Origin of the sequence: Micromonospora sp. WMMD710 (genome assembly GCF_029626045.1) — a bacterium.
In the GTDB taxonomy this organism is placed as follows: Bacteria; Actinomycetota; Actinomycetes; order Mycobacteriales; family Micromonosporaceae; genus Micromonospora.
Window position 1 is genome coordinate 5,338,910 of the sequence record NZ_JARUBD010000001.1, and the last position, 13,763, is coordinate 5,352,672.

11 protein-coding genes are annotated in these 13,763 nt (G+C 72.3%); 5 read left to right on the top strand and 6 right to left on the bottom strand.

Features of this window, described 5'->3' with window-relative positions:
* Window positions 1–62 precede the first annotated feature (62 nt).
* From O7620_RS24720 to O7620_RS24735, 4 genes are all read right to left on the bottom strand, one after another.
* Window positions 63–1,430 carry a biotin carboxylase N-terminal domain-containing protein gene (locus tag O7620_RS24720; protein WP_278125427.1) on the bottom strand — a complete coding sequence of 456 codons (1,368 nt, stop codon included), beginning with the start codon at window positions 1,428–1,430 and terminating at the stop codon, window positions 63–65.
* A gap of 71 nt (window positions 1,431–1,501) precedes the next feature.
* Complete coding sequence (locus tag O7620_RS24725) at window positions 1,502–2,101, bottom strand: TetR/AcrR family transcriptional regulator (protein ID WP_151487724.1); 600 nt, start codon at window positions 2,099–2,101, stop codon at window positions 1,502–1,504.
* Window positions 2,102–2,184: 83 nt separating this feature from the next.
* Window positions 2,185–5,079, bottom strand: a complete 2,895-nt coding sequence (locus O7620_RS24730) for a hypothetical protein (protein WP_278125429.1) — start codon at window positions 5,077–5,079, stop codon at window positions 2,185–2,187.
* A gap of 2 nt (window positions 5,080–5,081) precedes the next feature.
* Window positions 5,082–6,869: an HSP90 family protein gene (locus O7620_RS24735; RefSeq protein WP_151487722.1), complete on the bottom strand. Its 1,788-nt coding sequence runs from the start codon at window positions 6,867–6,869 to the stop codon at window positions 5,082–5,084.
* A gap of 122 nt (window positions 6,870–6,991) precedes the next feature.
* Here O7620_RS24735 and O7620_RS24740 point away from each other — a divergent pair, with 122 nt between their 5' ends.
* The gene (locus tag O7620_RS24740; protein WP_278125431.1) at window positions 6,992–8,215 is read left to right on the top strand and encodes an MFS transporter; all 1,224 of its coding nucleotides are present in this window, start codon (window positions 6,992–6,994) and stop codon (window positions 8,213–8,215) included.
* On the opposite strand, the gene O7620_RS24745 is transcribed toward O7620_RS24740, so the two are convergent.
* A complete protein-coding gene (locus O7620_RS24745; RefSeq protein WP_151487720.1) occupies window positions 8,212–9,369 on the bottom strand; it encodes an FAD-dependent oxidoreductase in 1,158 nt (385 codons plus the stop codon). The two genes, O7620_RS24740 and O7620_RS24745, sit on opposite strands and share 4 nt — an antisense overlap.
* A gap of 107 nt (window positions 9,370–9,476) precedes the next feature.
* Between O7620_RS24745 and O7620_RS24750 the strand changes: the two genes are divergently transcribed.
* The 4 genes from O7620_RS24750 (at window position 9,477) to O7620_RS32115 (ending at window position 12,657) form a co-directional block, all read left to right on the top strand.
* Complete coding sequence (locus tag O7620_RS24750; RefSeq protein WP_278125432.1) at window positions 9,477–10,058, top strand: TetR family transcriptional regulator; 582 nt, start codon at window positions 9,477–9,479, stop codon at window positions 10,056–10,058.
* A gap of 68 nt (window positions 10,059–10,126) precedes the next feature.
* Window positions 10,127–10,567, top strand: coding sequence for a SigE family RNA polymerase sigma factor (locus tag O7620_RS24755; RefSeq protein WP_278125434.1), 441 nt, complete (start codon window positions 10,127–10,129; stop codon window positions 10,565–10,567).
* Between the two features lie 52 nt (window positions 10,568–10,619).
* Window positions 10,620–12,182: a recombinase family protein gene (locus O7620_RS24760; protein ID WP_278125436.1), complete on the top strand. Its 1,563-nt coding sequence runs from the start codon at window positions 10,620–10,622 to the stop codon at window positions 12,180–12,182.
* 97 nt (window positions 12,183–12,279) lie between these two features.
* The gene (locus O7620_RS32115; protein WP_347403779.1) at window positions 12,280–12,657 is read left to right on the top strand and encodes a hypothetical protein; all 378 of its coding nucleotides are present in this window, start codon (window positions 12,280–12,282) and stop codon (window positions 12,655–12,657) included.
* A 92-nt stretch (window positions 12,658–12,749) separates the two neighbouring features.
* On the opposite strand, the gene O7620_RS24765 is transcribed toward O7620_RS32115, so the two are convergent.
* A complete protein-coding gene (locus tag O7620_RS24765; RefSeq protein WP_278125438.1) occupies window positions 12,750–13,367 on the bottom strand; it encodes a hypothetical protein in 618 nt (205 codons plus the stop codon).
* Window positions 13,368–13,763: the final 396 nt, after the last annotated feature.

Below are 13,763 nucleotides of genomic sequence, written 5' to 3' on the forward strand. Positions count from 1 at the left end.
GGTGATCGATGTCAGGAAGTCGTCAGCTTCCTATTGTCATCCTGCACTCGAACCGACCGGGGTCAGCGCATGCGACCGACGATGCCGGTGTCGTAGGCGCCGGAGAGAAACTCCCCGTTCTCCAGCAGCTCGGCGAAGAACGCGACGTTGTTCTTGGGGCCCTCGATCCGGAAGGCGCCCACCGCCGACCGGGCACGCTCGAGCGCCTGCTCGCGGGTGTCGCCGGTGACGATCAGCTTGGCCAGCAGGCTGTCGTAGAACGGGGTGACCGTGTTGCCCTCGGTGTAGCCCGAGTCCACCCGGACACCCTCACCCGTCGGCTCCACCCAGGTCTTCACCACACCGGGGCCGGGCAGGAAACGCTTCGGGTCCTCCGCGTTGATCCGCATCTCGATCGCGTGTCCGCTCGGCGTCAACGCGTCCGGGTCGAACGTCGGCGCCAACCCGGCCGCCACCCGCAACTGCTCCTCGACCAGGTCGATCCCGTAGACGTACTCGGTCACCGGGTGTTCCACCTGAAGGCGCGTGTTCATCTCCAGGAAGAAGAAATCTTCGGAGCCGGAGCCGGCACCCTCAGAGTCCCGCTGACGCGGGACCAACAGGCACTCGACGGTCCCCGCGTTGCGGTAGCCGACCGCCTCGCCGGCACGCACCGCCGCAGCCAGGAGACGTGCCCGCAGCTCCGGCGAGACCGCCGGGGACGGGGACTCCTCGACCAGCTTCTGGTTGCGCCGCTGCACCGAACACTCCCGCTCGCCGAGCGCCACCACCCGACCGTCGGCCAGGCCGAGGATCTGCACCTCGACGTGGCGCACCCGGGGGAAGTACCGCTCGATCAGCACCGAGCCGTCACCGAACATCCGCTCGGCGAACGCGCGCACCTTGTCGTACTCGGTGCGCAGCGCGGCCTCGTCGACGGCCACACCCATGCCCATCCCACCGCCGCCGGCGGCGGCCTTGACCATCACCGGGTAGCCGATCTCGGCGGCGGCCGCCACCGCCGCGTCCAGGTCGGCGGCCGGGTCGGTGGTGCCGGGCGCGACCGGAACGCCGGCCGCCGCCATCAGATTCCGGGCGTTGATCTTGTCGCCCATCGCGGTGATCGCGTCCGCGTCGGGCCCGACCCAGATCAGCCCACTCGCCTCGACGGTACGAGCGAACTCGGCGTTCTCGGACAGGAAGCCGTACCCGGGATGGATGGCCTGCGCGCCGGTCGACTTCGCGGCGGCGAGGATCGCCTCGGCGTTGCGGTAGCTCTGTGCCGGATTCGGCGGACCGATCAGGACCGCCTCGTCCGCCTCGGTGACGAACGGCAGGTCGGCGTCGGCCTCCGAGTACACCGCGATCGCGCGGATGCCGAGCCGCCTGGCGGTCCGGATGATCCGGCGGGCGATCTCGCCCCGATTGGCGACCAGCAGTGACTCGATCATGTTTCCTCCCGGCGTCCGGATGGTGGGACGATGTCAGGGAATCATGACCGGTGCACTTCTGACGAGTCGACTCAGGCGAGCAGAGCGGCCAGGGTCGCGCCCCGCAGCAGCTCGGCGCGACGGCGCCGGTCCACCTCACCACCGAGGAACGGCGTCGAGTTCATCAGGCCGAACGCGGCATGGGCGAGCACCCGCGCCTCACCGTCGGGCATGCCCGGATGCAGTGCGGTGAGCACCGTCACCCACTCCTCGACGTACATCCGTTGCAGGCGGCGGATCCGCCGCCGCGGCTCCTCCGGCAGGCGGTCCAACTCGTGCAGGTGCAGTGCGATCACCGCGGGGTTGGCCAACGCGAACTCGACGTGGAAATCGATCAGCGACTCCAGTACGCCACGCGGGTCGTCCGGATGCCCGGCGGAGCGTTCCCGCCCGCCGGCCAGCAGTCCCTCGCTCACCGGGATCAGCGCGGCGGCCAGCATCGCCTCCTTGCCGGCGAAGTGGTGGTAGAGCGCCGGACCGGTGACTCCCGCTGCCGCGCCGATGTCGTCCATCGACACACCGTGGTAGCCACGGGCGGCGAACAGACCGACCGCGATCTCCAGGATCTCGTCCTTGCGGGACCGGCGCCGGCCCGCGCCCGCCGCGCCCCGTGCCTGCTGCTCCACCGTCACCGGGCAAGCGTAGACCGCGAGGCGAGCCCGGTGGGACGCTGGTTACCGAGCGGTTACACACACCCCGGCGCGCGCCGGCGCGCTCACTCGTCGTCCGGGTCGAGGTCGTGCTCCGCCCGCAACGCGGCGGCCTCGGCGGGCCGGTCCAGCAGATCCAGGGCACGGGCCAGCAGCCAGGCGGTCTGGCGCACCGGCCGCGAGTTGGCCGGGAGCCCACCGAGGACGCGCCGCAGGAGCGGCTCCGCCTCGCCCGGCCGGTCCAGTCGCAGCAGCAGCTCACCGGTGAGGACCTCCACCTGGGCGGCCTCACCGAACGCCTCGATCGACCGCAACCGGTCCGGCACCCCGGCGAGCCGGGCCAGCGCCTCGTCCGGCCGACCCTCGGCCGTCAGCACCCGCGCCCCGGCCTCGGCGGCCATCGCCAGCTCGTACGTCACCGGCGGCTCCGGCTGCCCGGTCATCGTCGCCGCCAACCCGTCCACCTGCTCGACGGCACGGATCGCCGCCGGTCGGTCATCGGCCCAGAACCAGGCGTACGCCTCCCGCCTGCGGGCCCGCAACTCGTCCAGCGGCAGGCCGCCGAGCCGGTACGCGGTGGCAGCCGCTGCGAACCGCTCCGCGCCGGCGGCGTCCCGGTCCGCGTCGTACAGGATGCCGCCGGCCTCCTCGAGCACCTGCGCCCGGTACGGGAGGTTGTCCGGACCGTCCAGATTGCCGGCCAACTGCTCCAGTAGGGCCAGTGCGGGGTCGATCTCGCCGAGCCCGGCGTACACGCCCGCCAGCAGGTGCCGGCACCGGTCCGCCTCGGCCTGTGCGCCGAGCCGGTCGAGACCGAGGACGGCCTCCTCGGCGACCTCGGCCGCCTCGGCGAGCCGACCCACCACCCGGTACGCGTTCGCCAGCTCCCAGCGCAGGAACGCGTCGCCCTCGGCACCCCGCTCGACGCAGAGCGTCACCGCCTCGACGAAGTCGTCGACGGCGTCGGCGGCGCGGCCGGCGGAGAGCAACGCGCGGGCACGGGCGACCCGCACCGGCAACTCCGCGTCCGCCGGTGCCACCAGCAGCGCCTCGTCGCAGGCGGCCACCGCGTCGGCCGGATCGTCCACCGCGCGGGCGTAGGTCAGGCAGGCGGCCGTGACCAGTTCGCCGACACCCAGCTCACGGGCGATGCGGCGGGACTCGTCGGCGGCGGCGCGCGCCTCCTCGACCCGTTCGGACTGCTCCAGCAGGTGCGCGCGGTGCAGCGCGATCCGGGCCGCGAGGTGTGGGTCGCCGCCCGCGTCGGCCGGCACCCGGTCGAGGGCCGCGAGCGCGTCCGCCCAGCGTTCCCGGTGCAGCAGCGCCAGCGCCACCCGGTCGTGCGCGGCGGCCCGCTGTCGGGCGTCGCCGTCCCGGTCCAGCGCCTCGGCGGCCTCCCGGACCAACGCCAGCCCCTCGTCGGCGTCGTCGTCGGAGCGGGTCAGCAGCACACCGAGTCGCCCGGCGACCACCTGGGCCGGCAGGTCCTCACCCGCCGTCCGGTACAGCTCCAGAGCCGCCCGGTTCATCTCCACCGCACCCTGGATGTCGTCCTCGTCGCCGCGCTCGGCGGCCCGCAACGCCAGCCGGTGGGCGACCGTACGCGGGGGCAGGTCGTCGGAGCCGAAGCGCTCGTCGCAAGCGGCCAGCGCCGCCCGGAACGTGGCCCGGTCGTGCCGACCCCAGCTCTGCTCGGCGAGATCCAGCAGCTCGTCCGGGCCGGCGTCGGCGGGCACGGTCACCGCGGGCGCCTCGGCAGGACCGGCGTGCGGCGCGTCGCCGACGGTCGCCGGTGCAGCCCCGCCGAGGGGGATGGTCGGGTCGTCCCCGGTCGGACGCGACGGGCGACGGCGGACGCTCGCCGACAGCGGCACGTGCTCGCCGCTCGGCCGCACGGCGAGCCGGCGGGCGATCCACTCCGACTGGTGGGTGGTGCCGTTGCGGGCGTCGAAGCGCGCCGCCAGGTCGGTCGCGGTCCGCGTCAACTCGTCGGCGAGCACCAGCGTCGACACCTCGCCGGCCGGCCGTCCCTCGGCGGCCCGGCGGTACACGGTCGTCCCGGCGCTCCGGCCGGCCTGGCGCAACGCCGCGGCGGCCGTCGCCGCGAAGTGCATCGCGGCGGCCGGCGACGGCGGCCGGTCCAGCCAGTCCAGGTGCCGTTCGACCAGCTCCAGCGCCCGTGCCTCGTTACCGGTCATCGTGCAGAACTCGACGTGGTCGCCGATGTCCCACAGGTTGGCGAGGTTGCCGCGCAACCGGCGGTACGCCTCCCGGTGCGCGTCGCGCGCCGACTCGCCCCGCCCGGTCCGCAGGTACGGCAGGAGCAGCGCGGTGAGGATCGACTGTGGCTGCTCGTTGCAGCTGAGCCGGCCGGCGAGCACCGGCTCGGCCAACGCCACCGCCTCCGCGTCCCGCCCGTTGTCGGCGAGGTAGCCCACCTGGCTGGTCGGATCACAGCCGGCGCAGTCGGAGAGGTCGTCGCGCGGGGTGGTCTGCCAGAGCCGGTACCAGTGCTCGGCCGCCTCGGCGTCGCCCACGTGGTCGGCGACCCGGAACCGGTGCTTGTGGACGGTCTGCAGGCTGTGCCCACCCGCCCGGTAGCGGCGCTCCATGTCGTCCAGCACGGCGTACGTGCGGTCGAGCGGCACCTCCGGGAAGTTCAACAGCCCGTTGATCATGTACTTGAAGTGCCAGAGCAGGTTGTGCAGGTGCCGCTGGTGGTAGGGCTGCGGGTCGCGGTCGAACTCGGACAGACACCAGGAGAACGTCACGAAGGACTTCGCCGGCTCGCCGCCGTAGATGTAGCCCGTGGTGGCCTGCATCCGGGTGACGAACGCGAGGTGCCGGTCGTCGGCGGCGTCCACCCGGCGCAGCAACTGCTCCAGGGCGGCGATCTGCCCCGCCCCGTACGGCATGTCGGAGATGCCACGCAGCACCCGCCACAGATCCTCGTCGCTCATGCTCACTCCCGTCCCGGCACGGCCCGGCCGAGCAGGCCGAGGAAGGAATCGTTCAGCAGCGCCGCGTCGGCGGCGCGGATCGGATGGTGGCCGAGCAGCAACGCCTGCCCGTACAGCGCCTCGATGGCGAGCCCCACCAGCTCCGGGTCGGCCAGCATGGTGACCCGGCGGACCAGCGGGTTGCGGTGGTTGAGCACCAACTGCGGGCGGTCCGGTGGGGCGGTCGCGGCGAGCGCGTCGAGCACGCCACCCCACAGCTCGTCGGCCCGGTCCCGGCTGGCCGCGAGCTGGTCGTTGAATGCCGCCGACCGGCTGACCAGGTAGAGCGCGGGCAGCGAGACCGGGTCGTACGCCCGGATCACCACCTCGCAGCCGGAGCGTTCGACGGCCCGCTGCGCGGCGGTGAGGAACGGCCGCAGCGCCAACTCCACCTGCGGGTCGAGGCTGTCGAAGCGGGTCGTGAGGTCGCTCGGCTCCAGCCGTTCGATGAGCACCGAGCGGTCCACCACCGGCAGCCGCTCGATCAGCTCGGTGTCGTACGTGTAGCCGGCGTTGACCACCGCCAGGTCCTGCGCGGCGGCCACCGCGGCGAGCTGGCGGAACTCGTCCAGGCTCGCCGCGTAGCGGAGCACACCGTGGCGTTCCCGGAACTCGGCGAGGGTGAGCGTGCCGACGTTGGTGTCCATCGGCCACCACCGGTCGACCAGCCGCAGCATCTCGTCGTCGTGCAACGCCAGCGCCTTCACGCCGAGGTGGTGCACCTGGAGGAACTCGGCGAGCCGGTGCGGGTCGTGCCGTGCCAACCGGACCAGCCAGCCGCGGATCTGGTCGCCGAGCGCATCCCGGGTCGCGGTCAGCAGGGTGTCCTCGTAGAGGGCCTCCCGGCTGGCGGTGGGGCGCAGCTCGCTGGCGTCCACGACGCAGTGCGCGAAGAACGCCCAGTCCGGCAGCAGCCCGTCGGCGTGCTCGGTGAGCAGCATCCGCTTGAGGTAGACCCGGTGCCCCGCGCGGGCCGCCGGGTTCACCGGGGTGGGCAGGATGACGGCGACACCGGTCAGCCCGGCCTCCGGCACGCTCAGTGGCAGCACGTCGAACGGGTCGACGCCGAGCGCCTCCCGGGCGTACGCGATCAGCGCGGCCCGGTCGACCGGCGCACCCGGCGCGGTCGGCCACGGCGGTTCGCCGGTGGTGGTGACCACGTCGCCGACCCGGACCGTGACGGGCAGCAGCGAACCGAAGAGCCGGGCCAGGTCGGTGACGGTCGGGGTGGCGAACCACTGGTCGGCGTCGCGGCGGGGCACCAGCGTGACGGTGGTGCCCGGTTCGGCGCGGGCGGCCTGCGGCGGTGCCACGCTCACCGCGTACCGGCCGTCGGCGTACCCGGTCCAGCGGACCGTGGGGTGCTCGCCGTTGCGGGTGAGCACCTGGATTTCGTCGGCGACCAGGAAGCAGGAGAGCAGGCCGATGCCGAACTGGCCGAGGAACTCGTGGCGGGAGAACCCGAGCTCGTCCCTTTTGGAGCTTCGGCCGATGGTGGCCAGCAGCTCGTGCACCTGCGCCTCGGTCAGGCCGATGCCGGTGTCGTGCACCCGCAGTGTGCCGTCGCCGGTGCGGTCCGGGGTTTCGATGCGGACCAGGGCGGGCGCGTCCGGTTCGGTCGAGCGGCGTGCCGTGATCGCGTCCACCGCGTTCTGCAGCAGCTCACGGACGTACACCCGTGGGCTGCCGTAGAGGTGATGGCTGAGCAGGTCGACGACGCCACGGAGGTCGACCTGGAAGGTGTGGTCCACGCCTGTTTTCTCCCCCGGTCCCGAATACCGGCGCCCACCGTACCGATGATCACCGACGGGCGCGTCCCCCTTTCGCCCGGCGGCTTGACCCTCGACCCGGTCGAACCCGCACGGTCACCGGCATGACAGCTTCCGCTCTCGGCCGGGACTTCCGGCTGCTCTGGTGCGCCGCCGTCGCGTCGCGGTTCGGCGACGCCCTGCGTACGCCGGCTCTGGCCCTGCTGGCGGCGGCGGTGACCCGCGATCCCCGGGTCATCGCGGCGGTCACCGTGGCCGCGCAGGTGCCGCCGCTGCTCCTCGGCCTGCTCGGTGGCGTGTACGCCGACCGTTGGGACCGCCGCCGCACGATGGCCCTGGTGGACGGGGTACGCGCCGGGGTGGTGGCGGCGTTGGCCGCGGCGGTCGCCGCCGACCGGGCCGGCGTCGAGGTGCTACTGGTGGCGGCGTTCCTCCTTGCCGGGTTGGGCACGCTGTTCGACTCCGCCTCGTTCGCGCTGCTTCCCGCGCTGGTGCCGCCGGCCGGGCTGACCCGGGCGAACGGCCGACTTCAGGCCGGTACGGCCGTCGCGGGTGGTTTTCTCGGCGCTCCCGCCGCCGGTGTCCTCTTCGCCACCGCCCCGGCTCTCCCCTTCGCCGTGGACGCCGTCACCTTCGCCGTGGCCGCCGTACTGGTGCTGGCGCTCGCTCCGGCACCCGTGGTGGCGGCGAAGGCGCCGCGCGGGTCGGTGTGGGGCGAGGTCGTCGAGGGGGTGCGATGGCTGCGCGGGCACCAGACACTGTGGAGGGTGACGCTGCTCGCCGCCGCGAGCAACCTGGCGATCAGCGGCATCATGGCGGTGCTGGTGCTCTACGCGCTGGACGTGCTGCGGGTGCCGCCGGCCGGGTACGGGCTGTTCGCCGCTGCGGCGATCCTCGGCGGCGTGGCCGGGGCGCTGGGTGCGGGTCGGCTCGCCGCCCGACTCGGCACGGTGCCCGCGCTGTGCGCGGTGCTCGCCGCGCAGACGGTGGCGCTGACCGGGTTCGCGCTGGCCCGACATCCGCTGCCGGGCGGGTTCGCGCTGGCCGTCTTCGCCGCGGGCACGGTGGTGTGGAACAGCCTGTGTGCGTCGTACGGGCAGCGACACGTGCCGGCGGGGCTCCTCGGCCGGGTGGGCGCGGCCCAGCGGATGGTCGGCCTGCTCACCGCCCCGGTCGGCGCGATGCTCGCCGGGCTGGCCGCCGCGGCGTACGGCACGGTGCCGGTGACGGGCGCGGCGGCGGGCACGTTCGCACTGGTCACGCTTGCCGCGTGGCGGACACTGCGGCCAGCCGCGCGGGCTGCTTCCCGCCCGGTCGGCGCAGCCTAGCCCGGGGTCCGTTCCCGGTGGGACAACCCGGACAGGCGCAGCGCGATCCGCCGTCGGGCCGGTGGCACGGCGCCAACCACCCGGAGCAGGACGTCACGGGCCGGCCGCCGGGCCGGGGAGAGGGTGGCCATCCGGGTCAGCCCGGCGGCGAAGCTCAGCACGTCCTCGGCCATCGGCCGCTGCCGGGCGTTGTAGTCGTCGAGCGCCGTCTCCGGGCCGCCGTCCAGGACGTCGGCGAGGGCGGTGCCGAGGGCCACCGCGTCGCAGATGCCGAGGTTCATGCCCTGACCGCCGGCGGGGCTGTGCACGTGGCCGGCGTCCCCGGCGAGCAGCACCGGCCCGGACCGGAAGGTGTCGGCGATCCGGTGGCGTACCCGGAACCGGGAACCCCAGAGCACCTCGGTCACCTGGTCCGGTCTCCGTGTCGGGCCACGCTCGTCGAGCAGCGCCTGGAGGTACGCCGCGTCCGGGTCGGCCGGGGCCGTCGCCACGGCGGCGACCAGCCGCACCACACCGTCCGGCAGTGGTGCCCAGACCAGCGGCCCGGGGCGGGCGAGGAAGAGCGCCGCCTCGTCGCGGGGCAGCGTGCTCCGTACGCGTACGTCGGCGAGCACGAAGGACTCCTCGTCGGCAGGACCGGTGAAGCCGATGCCGGCCAACTGACGGACCGTGCTGTGCAGGCCGTCCGCGCCGACCACGTACCGGGCGCGCACCTCCGTGCCGTCGACCTGTGCGAGCACCCCCTCGCCGGTGCGGCTCAGACCGGTCAGCCGGCACGGCCGGCGTACCCGTACGCCGAGGTCGACCAACTGCGCGGTGAGCACGTCTTCGGTGACGGCCTGGGAGACCAGCAGCGCATAGGGGTAACGGGACGGCAGCTCGTGGAACGGGACCGACAGCAGCACCCGGTCCCGGTCGCGGACCGTGAAGCGCGGCGCCCGCACCCCCTGGGCGACCAGCGGCGCCGCGGCGCCGATCCGGTCCAGCACCTCCAGGGTGTACGCGTGCACGACCGCCGCGCGAGACGTCACCGGTGGGTCGGCGACCTGGTCAAGGACGGTCACCCGCACCCCGCGCCGGGCCAGTGTCAGCGCGGTGGCGAGGCCGGTGGGGCCCGCTCCCACCACCAGGACGTCGGTACTCGTGGGCAGCATGGCCACCTCCGGAAACGACTGCTGCCAACACATGTTGGCAAACGCTTGTTGGCAGATTAGGAGCGTGCCGATTGTGTGTCAACAGGTGTTGGCCTACCGTCGTTGGCATGACCGCGCCCGCCCGCTCGACCCAGCCCCGCCGTTCGGACGCCACCCGGGCGGCGATCCTCCAGGCCGCCCGGGAACGGTTCGCCGCCGACGGGTACGAACGCGCCACCATCCGGGCCATAGCCGCCGACGCCCGGATCGACCCGTCCATGGTCATGCGCTACTACGGCAGCAAGGAGGGGCTCTTCGCGGCGGCGGCCGAGTTCGACCTGCGCCTGCCCGACCTGGCCGTCGTACCGCCAGCGCAGCTCGGTGAGACGCTGGTCCGGCACTTCCTCAGCCGGTGGGAGGGCGACGAGACCCTCGTCGCGCTGCTGCGGGCCGCCAGCACCAACCCGGGCGCGGCCGAACGGATGCGCGGCATCTTCACCGACCAGCTCACCGCCGCCGTGTCCACGTTCGGCACCGACCCCGCGATGACCGCCCGGCGCGCCGGCCTGGTGGCCAGTCAGATCCTCGGCCTCGCCTTCACCCGCTACATCGTCCGCCTGCCGCCCATGGTGGACGTCGAGCCGGATGAGCTGGTCGCCTGGATCGGGCCGACCCTCCAGCGCTACCTGACCGGGCAGCCGGAGGCCTGAGCCAACCTTTTGCCCCTCCCCGTGCGTCTGCCAGGTGACGCGCGACGCGACGGCCGGAAGGGGGGCGGATGGGATCCACGGCGAACGACGGCCGCGACGGCTACCTCGCCTTCGTGGAGAACCACCAGCACCGGCTCCTGCGTGCGGCCTACCTGATCTGCGGCAACCGGCACCAGGCCGAGGATCTCCTCCAGGACGCCCTGCTGAAACTCGCGCTGCGTTGGCCCTCGGTCCGCGAGGGCGACCCCTCCGCGTACGTGCGGACGATCCTCTACCGCGACGCGGTGTCCTGGTGGCGTCGCCGCCGTCGCGAATGGCTCAGCGCCACACCGCCGGAACAGGTGGCCCCCGACCGGGACGGCGCGTTGCGGCTCACGCTGCACGACGCGCTGGGTCTGCTGCCGCCCCGGCAACGGGCCGTACTGGTGCTGCGCTACTACGAGGACCTGACCGAGGTCGCCACGGCGGAGGCGCTCGGGGTGACCGTCGGCACTGTCAAAAATCGTTAGAAGCTATGGTCGATGTTGCCGACACGAACGTCGATCCAAGGGGACGGTTCTGATGGTACGGCGGAAGGCCCGGTCGGAAAACCGGGGCCGGTTCGACAGCAAGGACGCGCTGCTGGCCGGTGGCGTAGAGGTGCGGGCGTTGCGGTATCAGCGCGCGAGCCAGGACAAGAAGGAGCAGGGCAAGAGCGTTCACGACCAGGGCGTGCTCAACCTGGCCGAGATCACGAAGCGGTCGTGGACCGACGCGGGGTCGTTCACCGACAACCACCGCTCGGCCAGCCGGCGCGCCACGAAGGAGCGCGAGCAGTTCGAGTTGCTGATCGAGCAGATCCGCGCGGGCAAGGGCGATGTGCTGGTGGTCTGGGAGATCTCCCGCAAGGAACGCGACCTCGCCGTGTTCGTGAAGATCCGCGACATGTGCCACGAAGTCGGTCTCATCTTCTGGCTGGTCGGCGGGGTGCTGTACGACCTGCGGGACAAGAACGACCGGATGATGCTCGGCTTCCAGGCGGTACAAGCCGAGTGGATGGCCGACTCGATCCGCGACAACGTGCTGCGCGGCATCGTCGGCGCCGCCGAGGCCGGTCGTCCGCACGGGAAGGTCACCTACGGCTACCGGCGGATCTACGACCAACGTACCCGTGCCCTGCTGCGCCAGGAGCCAGACGACGAGATCCGCACTGCGGTGGCGGCCGACGGGACGGTGACCCGGTATTCGCGGGAGCAGGTCGTGCGCGACAACTTCCGCAAGATCGCCGAGGGTATGCCGTTGACCGCCCGGGAGGCCGAGTTGAACCGCCTCGGGATCCCCGCAGCCCAGGGCGGCAACTGGTGGCGGGGTATCCTGCGCAAGCAGGTGATGAACCCGGCCTACATAGGTAAGCGGATCCTGCGCGGGGAGATCGTCGGCGACGGGATCTGGCCCGCCCTGGTCAGCGAGGAAACCTACTGGGCGGTGGTGCGCATGCTCGGCGACCCGGCGCGCACCACGACACGTCCGGGCCGAGCCGTGCACCTGCTGTCCTACATCGTGCGGTGTGGCGTGTGCGATGGGCCCCTCTCATCGCAGCGGCAGAATCGCCACGGCTGGACCGGACAGGTGTACTCCTGCCTGCATAACCGGCACGTCGGGGTGAAGGCGCCGATCCTCGATGAGTATGTGCAGCGCGTCGTGGTGGCGTGGCTGTCCCGCACCGACGTTCACAACATCCTCACCGCTGCCGGTGGTAGCGACGAAGACGTCACCCATGCCCGCGCCGAAGCCCAGCGCCTACGCGGAGAACTCGAGGACTGGCGCCGCCTCGCCGAGGAGGGCGACGTCACCGCCATCGCCTACGCCCGCGCCGAGAAGGGCCTCCTCGCCCAGATCGCCGACCACGAACAACGTGCCGCCGACGCCGGCATCCCCGCCGTGCTCCGCGGACGCATCGGCGACCACGCCGTGCAGGCATGGCAGGAACTCGACGGCAACACTCCCGTTAAACGAGAGATCATCCGCCTCGTCGCCGACATCAAACTCCTGCGCGCCGCATACAAAGGCGACCGCAGTACGTTCGGCCGCCACCGCCTGGACTGGCGGTGGAAGTTCGGCCCGCAGGACCAGCGGGTGGCCTGACGACTTGACCTTCAGGAAGAGGTGAGCGTCGATCGTGTCCGTCGTCCCGCCGTGATCGGGCGGGGCGGCGTGACCCGTCGACGGAAGGTTCCTCGCCGTGCCCCGCGAACGACTCAGTACTCTCGCTGCCCTGCCCGATGATGTGATCGATCCGCTGTTGTGGCGGCTCGCCTTCGATGTCGCCACCGCGCACCAACCGAATGAGCGTGGCAACTGCCGGAATCTGCAGTGTGTCGGGCAGCGGGGCATGTGCGCCGCCGCGGGCGCTGCCCGCCGCGCGATGGCCCTCGCTCGGTCTTCCCGAACGACCGCCTCACGTACCCGATCAGCCCGGGGGCGCGCGACGGTGGCCGGGTCTTCCCAACGCGGTTTTGCCGGCTGGTTCACGACGCGGTCACTATTCGAGGTGACGCGTCCCATCAGCCGTTCGGCTACCCTCCCGCACTGGTCAGCCGTGAGGAGCGCCGTCGCGTAGCGGGGCCAGCGTCAGAGGCATGCCTGCGTGAGCGCTCATGCATACCTGAGCGGTGTCGCGGCGGGTGTCCGAACAGGCCGGAAGGTAGGCGGTCACAGTCGAGCGGGCACACCGGGTGCGAGCGGCTGGGTACGTGGTTCGGCCCCCCAGACGTTCCAGGCGTCGATCTCGCCGTATTCCAGGTCAATGTCGTAGTGCTCGCCCCGGCGCATCGGATATCTGCCGTCGGGGGCCATGTCCGGGTCGTGCAGCCGTGCGGTGATGACGCCGTCGCACGGCAGCCGGAAGTCGCAGATCAGCTCACCATCGTGGTCGGAGGCGTCGTTCACGACAGTGGCGGGCATCCGCATCGGCGCGGCCACCACCCCTTGGCGGCAGTCTGGGCACGTGGTGAGGTGCGCCTGCCGGGCCTGCTGGCAGGCGATGCTGAAGGGCACGTCGCGGAAGTACTCGCGGCCCGCCGGCGTGCGTCTGCCAATCTTGGCGCAGACAGCGATCAGCTGGCGTTCCGCCCACTGGGCGCCCTGCCACTCGTCGGAGACCCAGCGACGCTTGATGGTGAGACCGTAGCGACCGCAATCTCGCTGGTGACGCTCGTGGCGCGTGCGGGGGCCGCCGGTGCGGCCCACCTTGATGACCCCGTTGTCGAACTGCAGGACGTAGAGGTGTTCCCCGCCCGGGCGCATTGATGTCGACTGACCTCTTGTCACGGCCGGGGAGTGTAGCGGCGGCCTCTGACAGCGGCCGGCAAGGATCGGCTGCCATCGCGATCTGACGATCTTCGGCCACGGCACCCGCACTCCGTGGCACCACCACAGCCGTGGGACACAAGGCCGCGAACCAGGTGGCTGAGGCCAGAATGGCCTCCCGGTTCGCGTTCCAGCATCCGCCTACGGAGATCGACATCCCATCATGCGAGACGTCGCAGAAAGATTCTCGACTGCGATCGCGTGGACGGACAGGGACCGTCAAGGACGCGGGCGACTTCTATAGCACTCAGGCGGACTGGCGGCAAGACCCGGTGGCTGATCGGTTGAAATGGGTGGTTGACTCCATCGGGTTTCCGGGGCGTAATGGAGAGACGTTCCCGCAGCGCCGGCTGGCGC

What these genes read in the sequence shown, in the direction of transcription:
- O7620_RS24755 (WP_278125434.1), top strand. Translation starts at nt 10,127, where the DNA reads ATGGGATCCACGGCGAACGACGGCCGCGACGGCTACCTCGCCTTCGTG.
- O7620_RS24750 (WP_278125432.1), top strand. Translation starts at nt 9,477, where the DNA reads ATGACCGCGCCCGCCCGCTCGACCCAGCCCCGCCGTTCGGACGCCACC.
- O7620_RS24730 (WP_278125429.1), bottom strand. Translation starts at nt 5,079, where the DNA reads ATGAGCGACGAGGATCTGTGGCGGGTGCTGCGTGGCATCTCCGACATG.
- O7620_RS24720 (WP_278125427.1), bottom strand. Translation starts at nt 1,430, where the DNA reads ATGATCGAGTCACTGCTGGTCGCCAATCGGGGCGAGATCGCCCGCCGG.
- O7620_RS24745 (WP_151487720.1), bottom strand. Translation starts at nt 9,369, where the DNA reads ATGCTGCCCACGAGTACCGACGTCCTGGTGGTGGGAGCGGGCCCCACC.
- O7620_RS24760 (WP_278125436.1), top strand. Translation starts at nt 10,620, where the DNA reads ATGGTACGGCGGAAGGCCCGGTCGGAAAACCGGGGCCGGTTCGACAGC.
- O7620_RS24740 (WP_278125431.1), top strand. Translation starts at nt 6,992, where the DNA reads ATGACAGCTTCCGCTCTCGGCCGGGACTTCCGGCTGCTCTGGTGCGCC.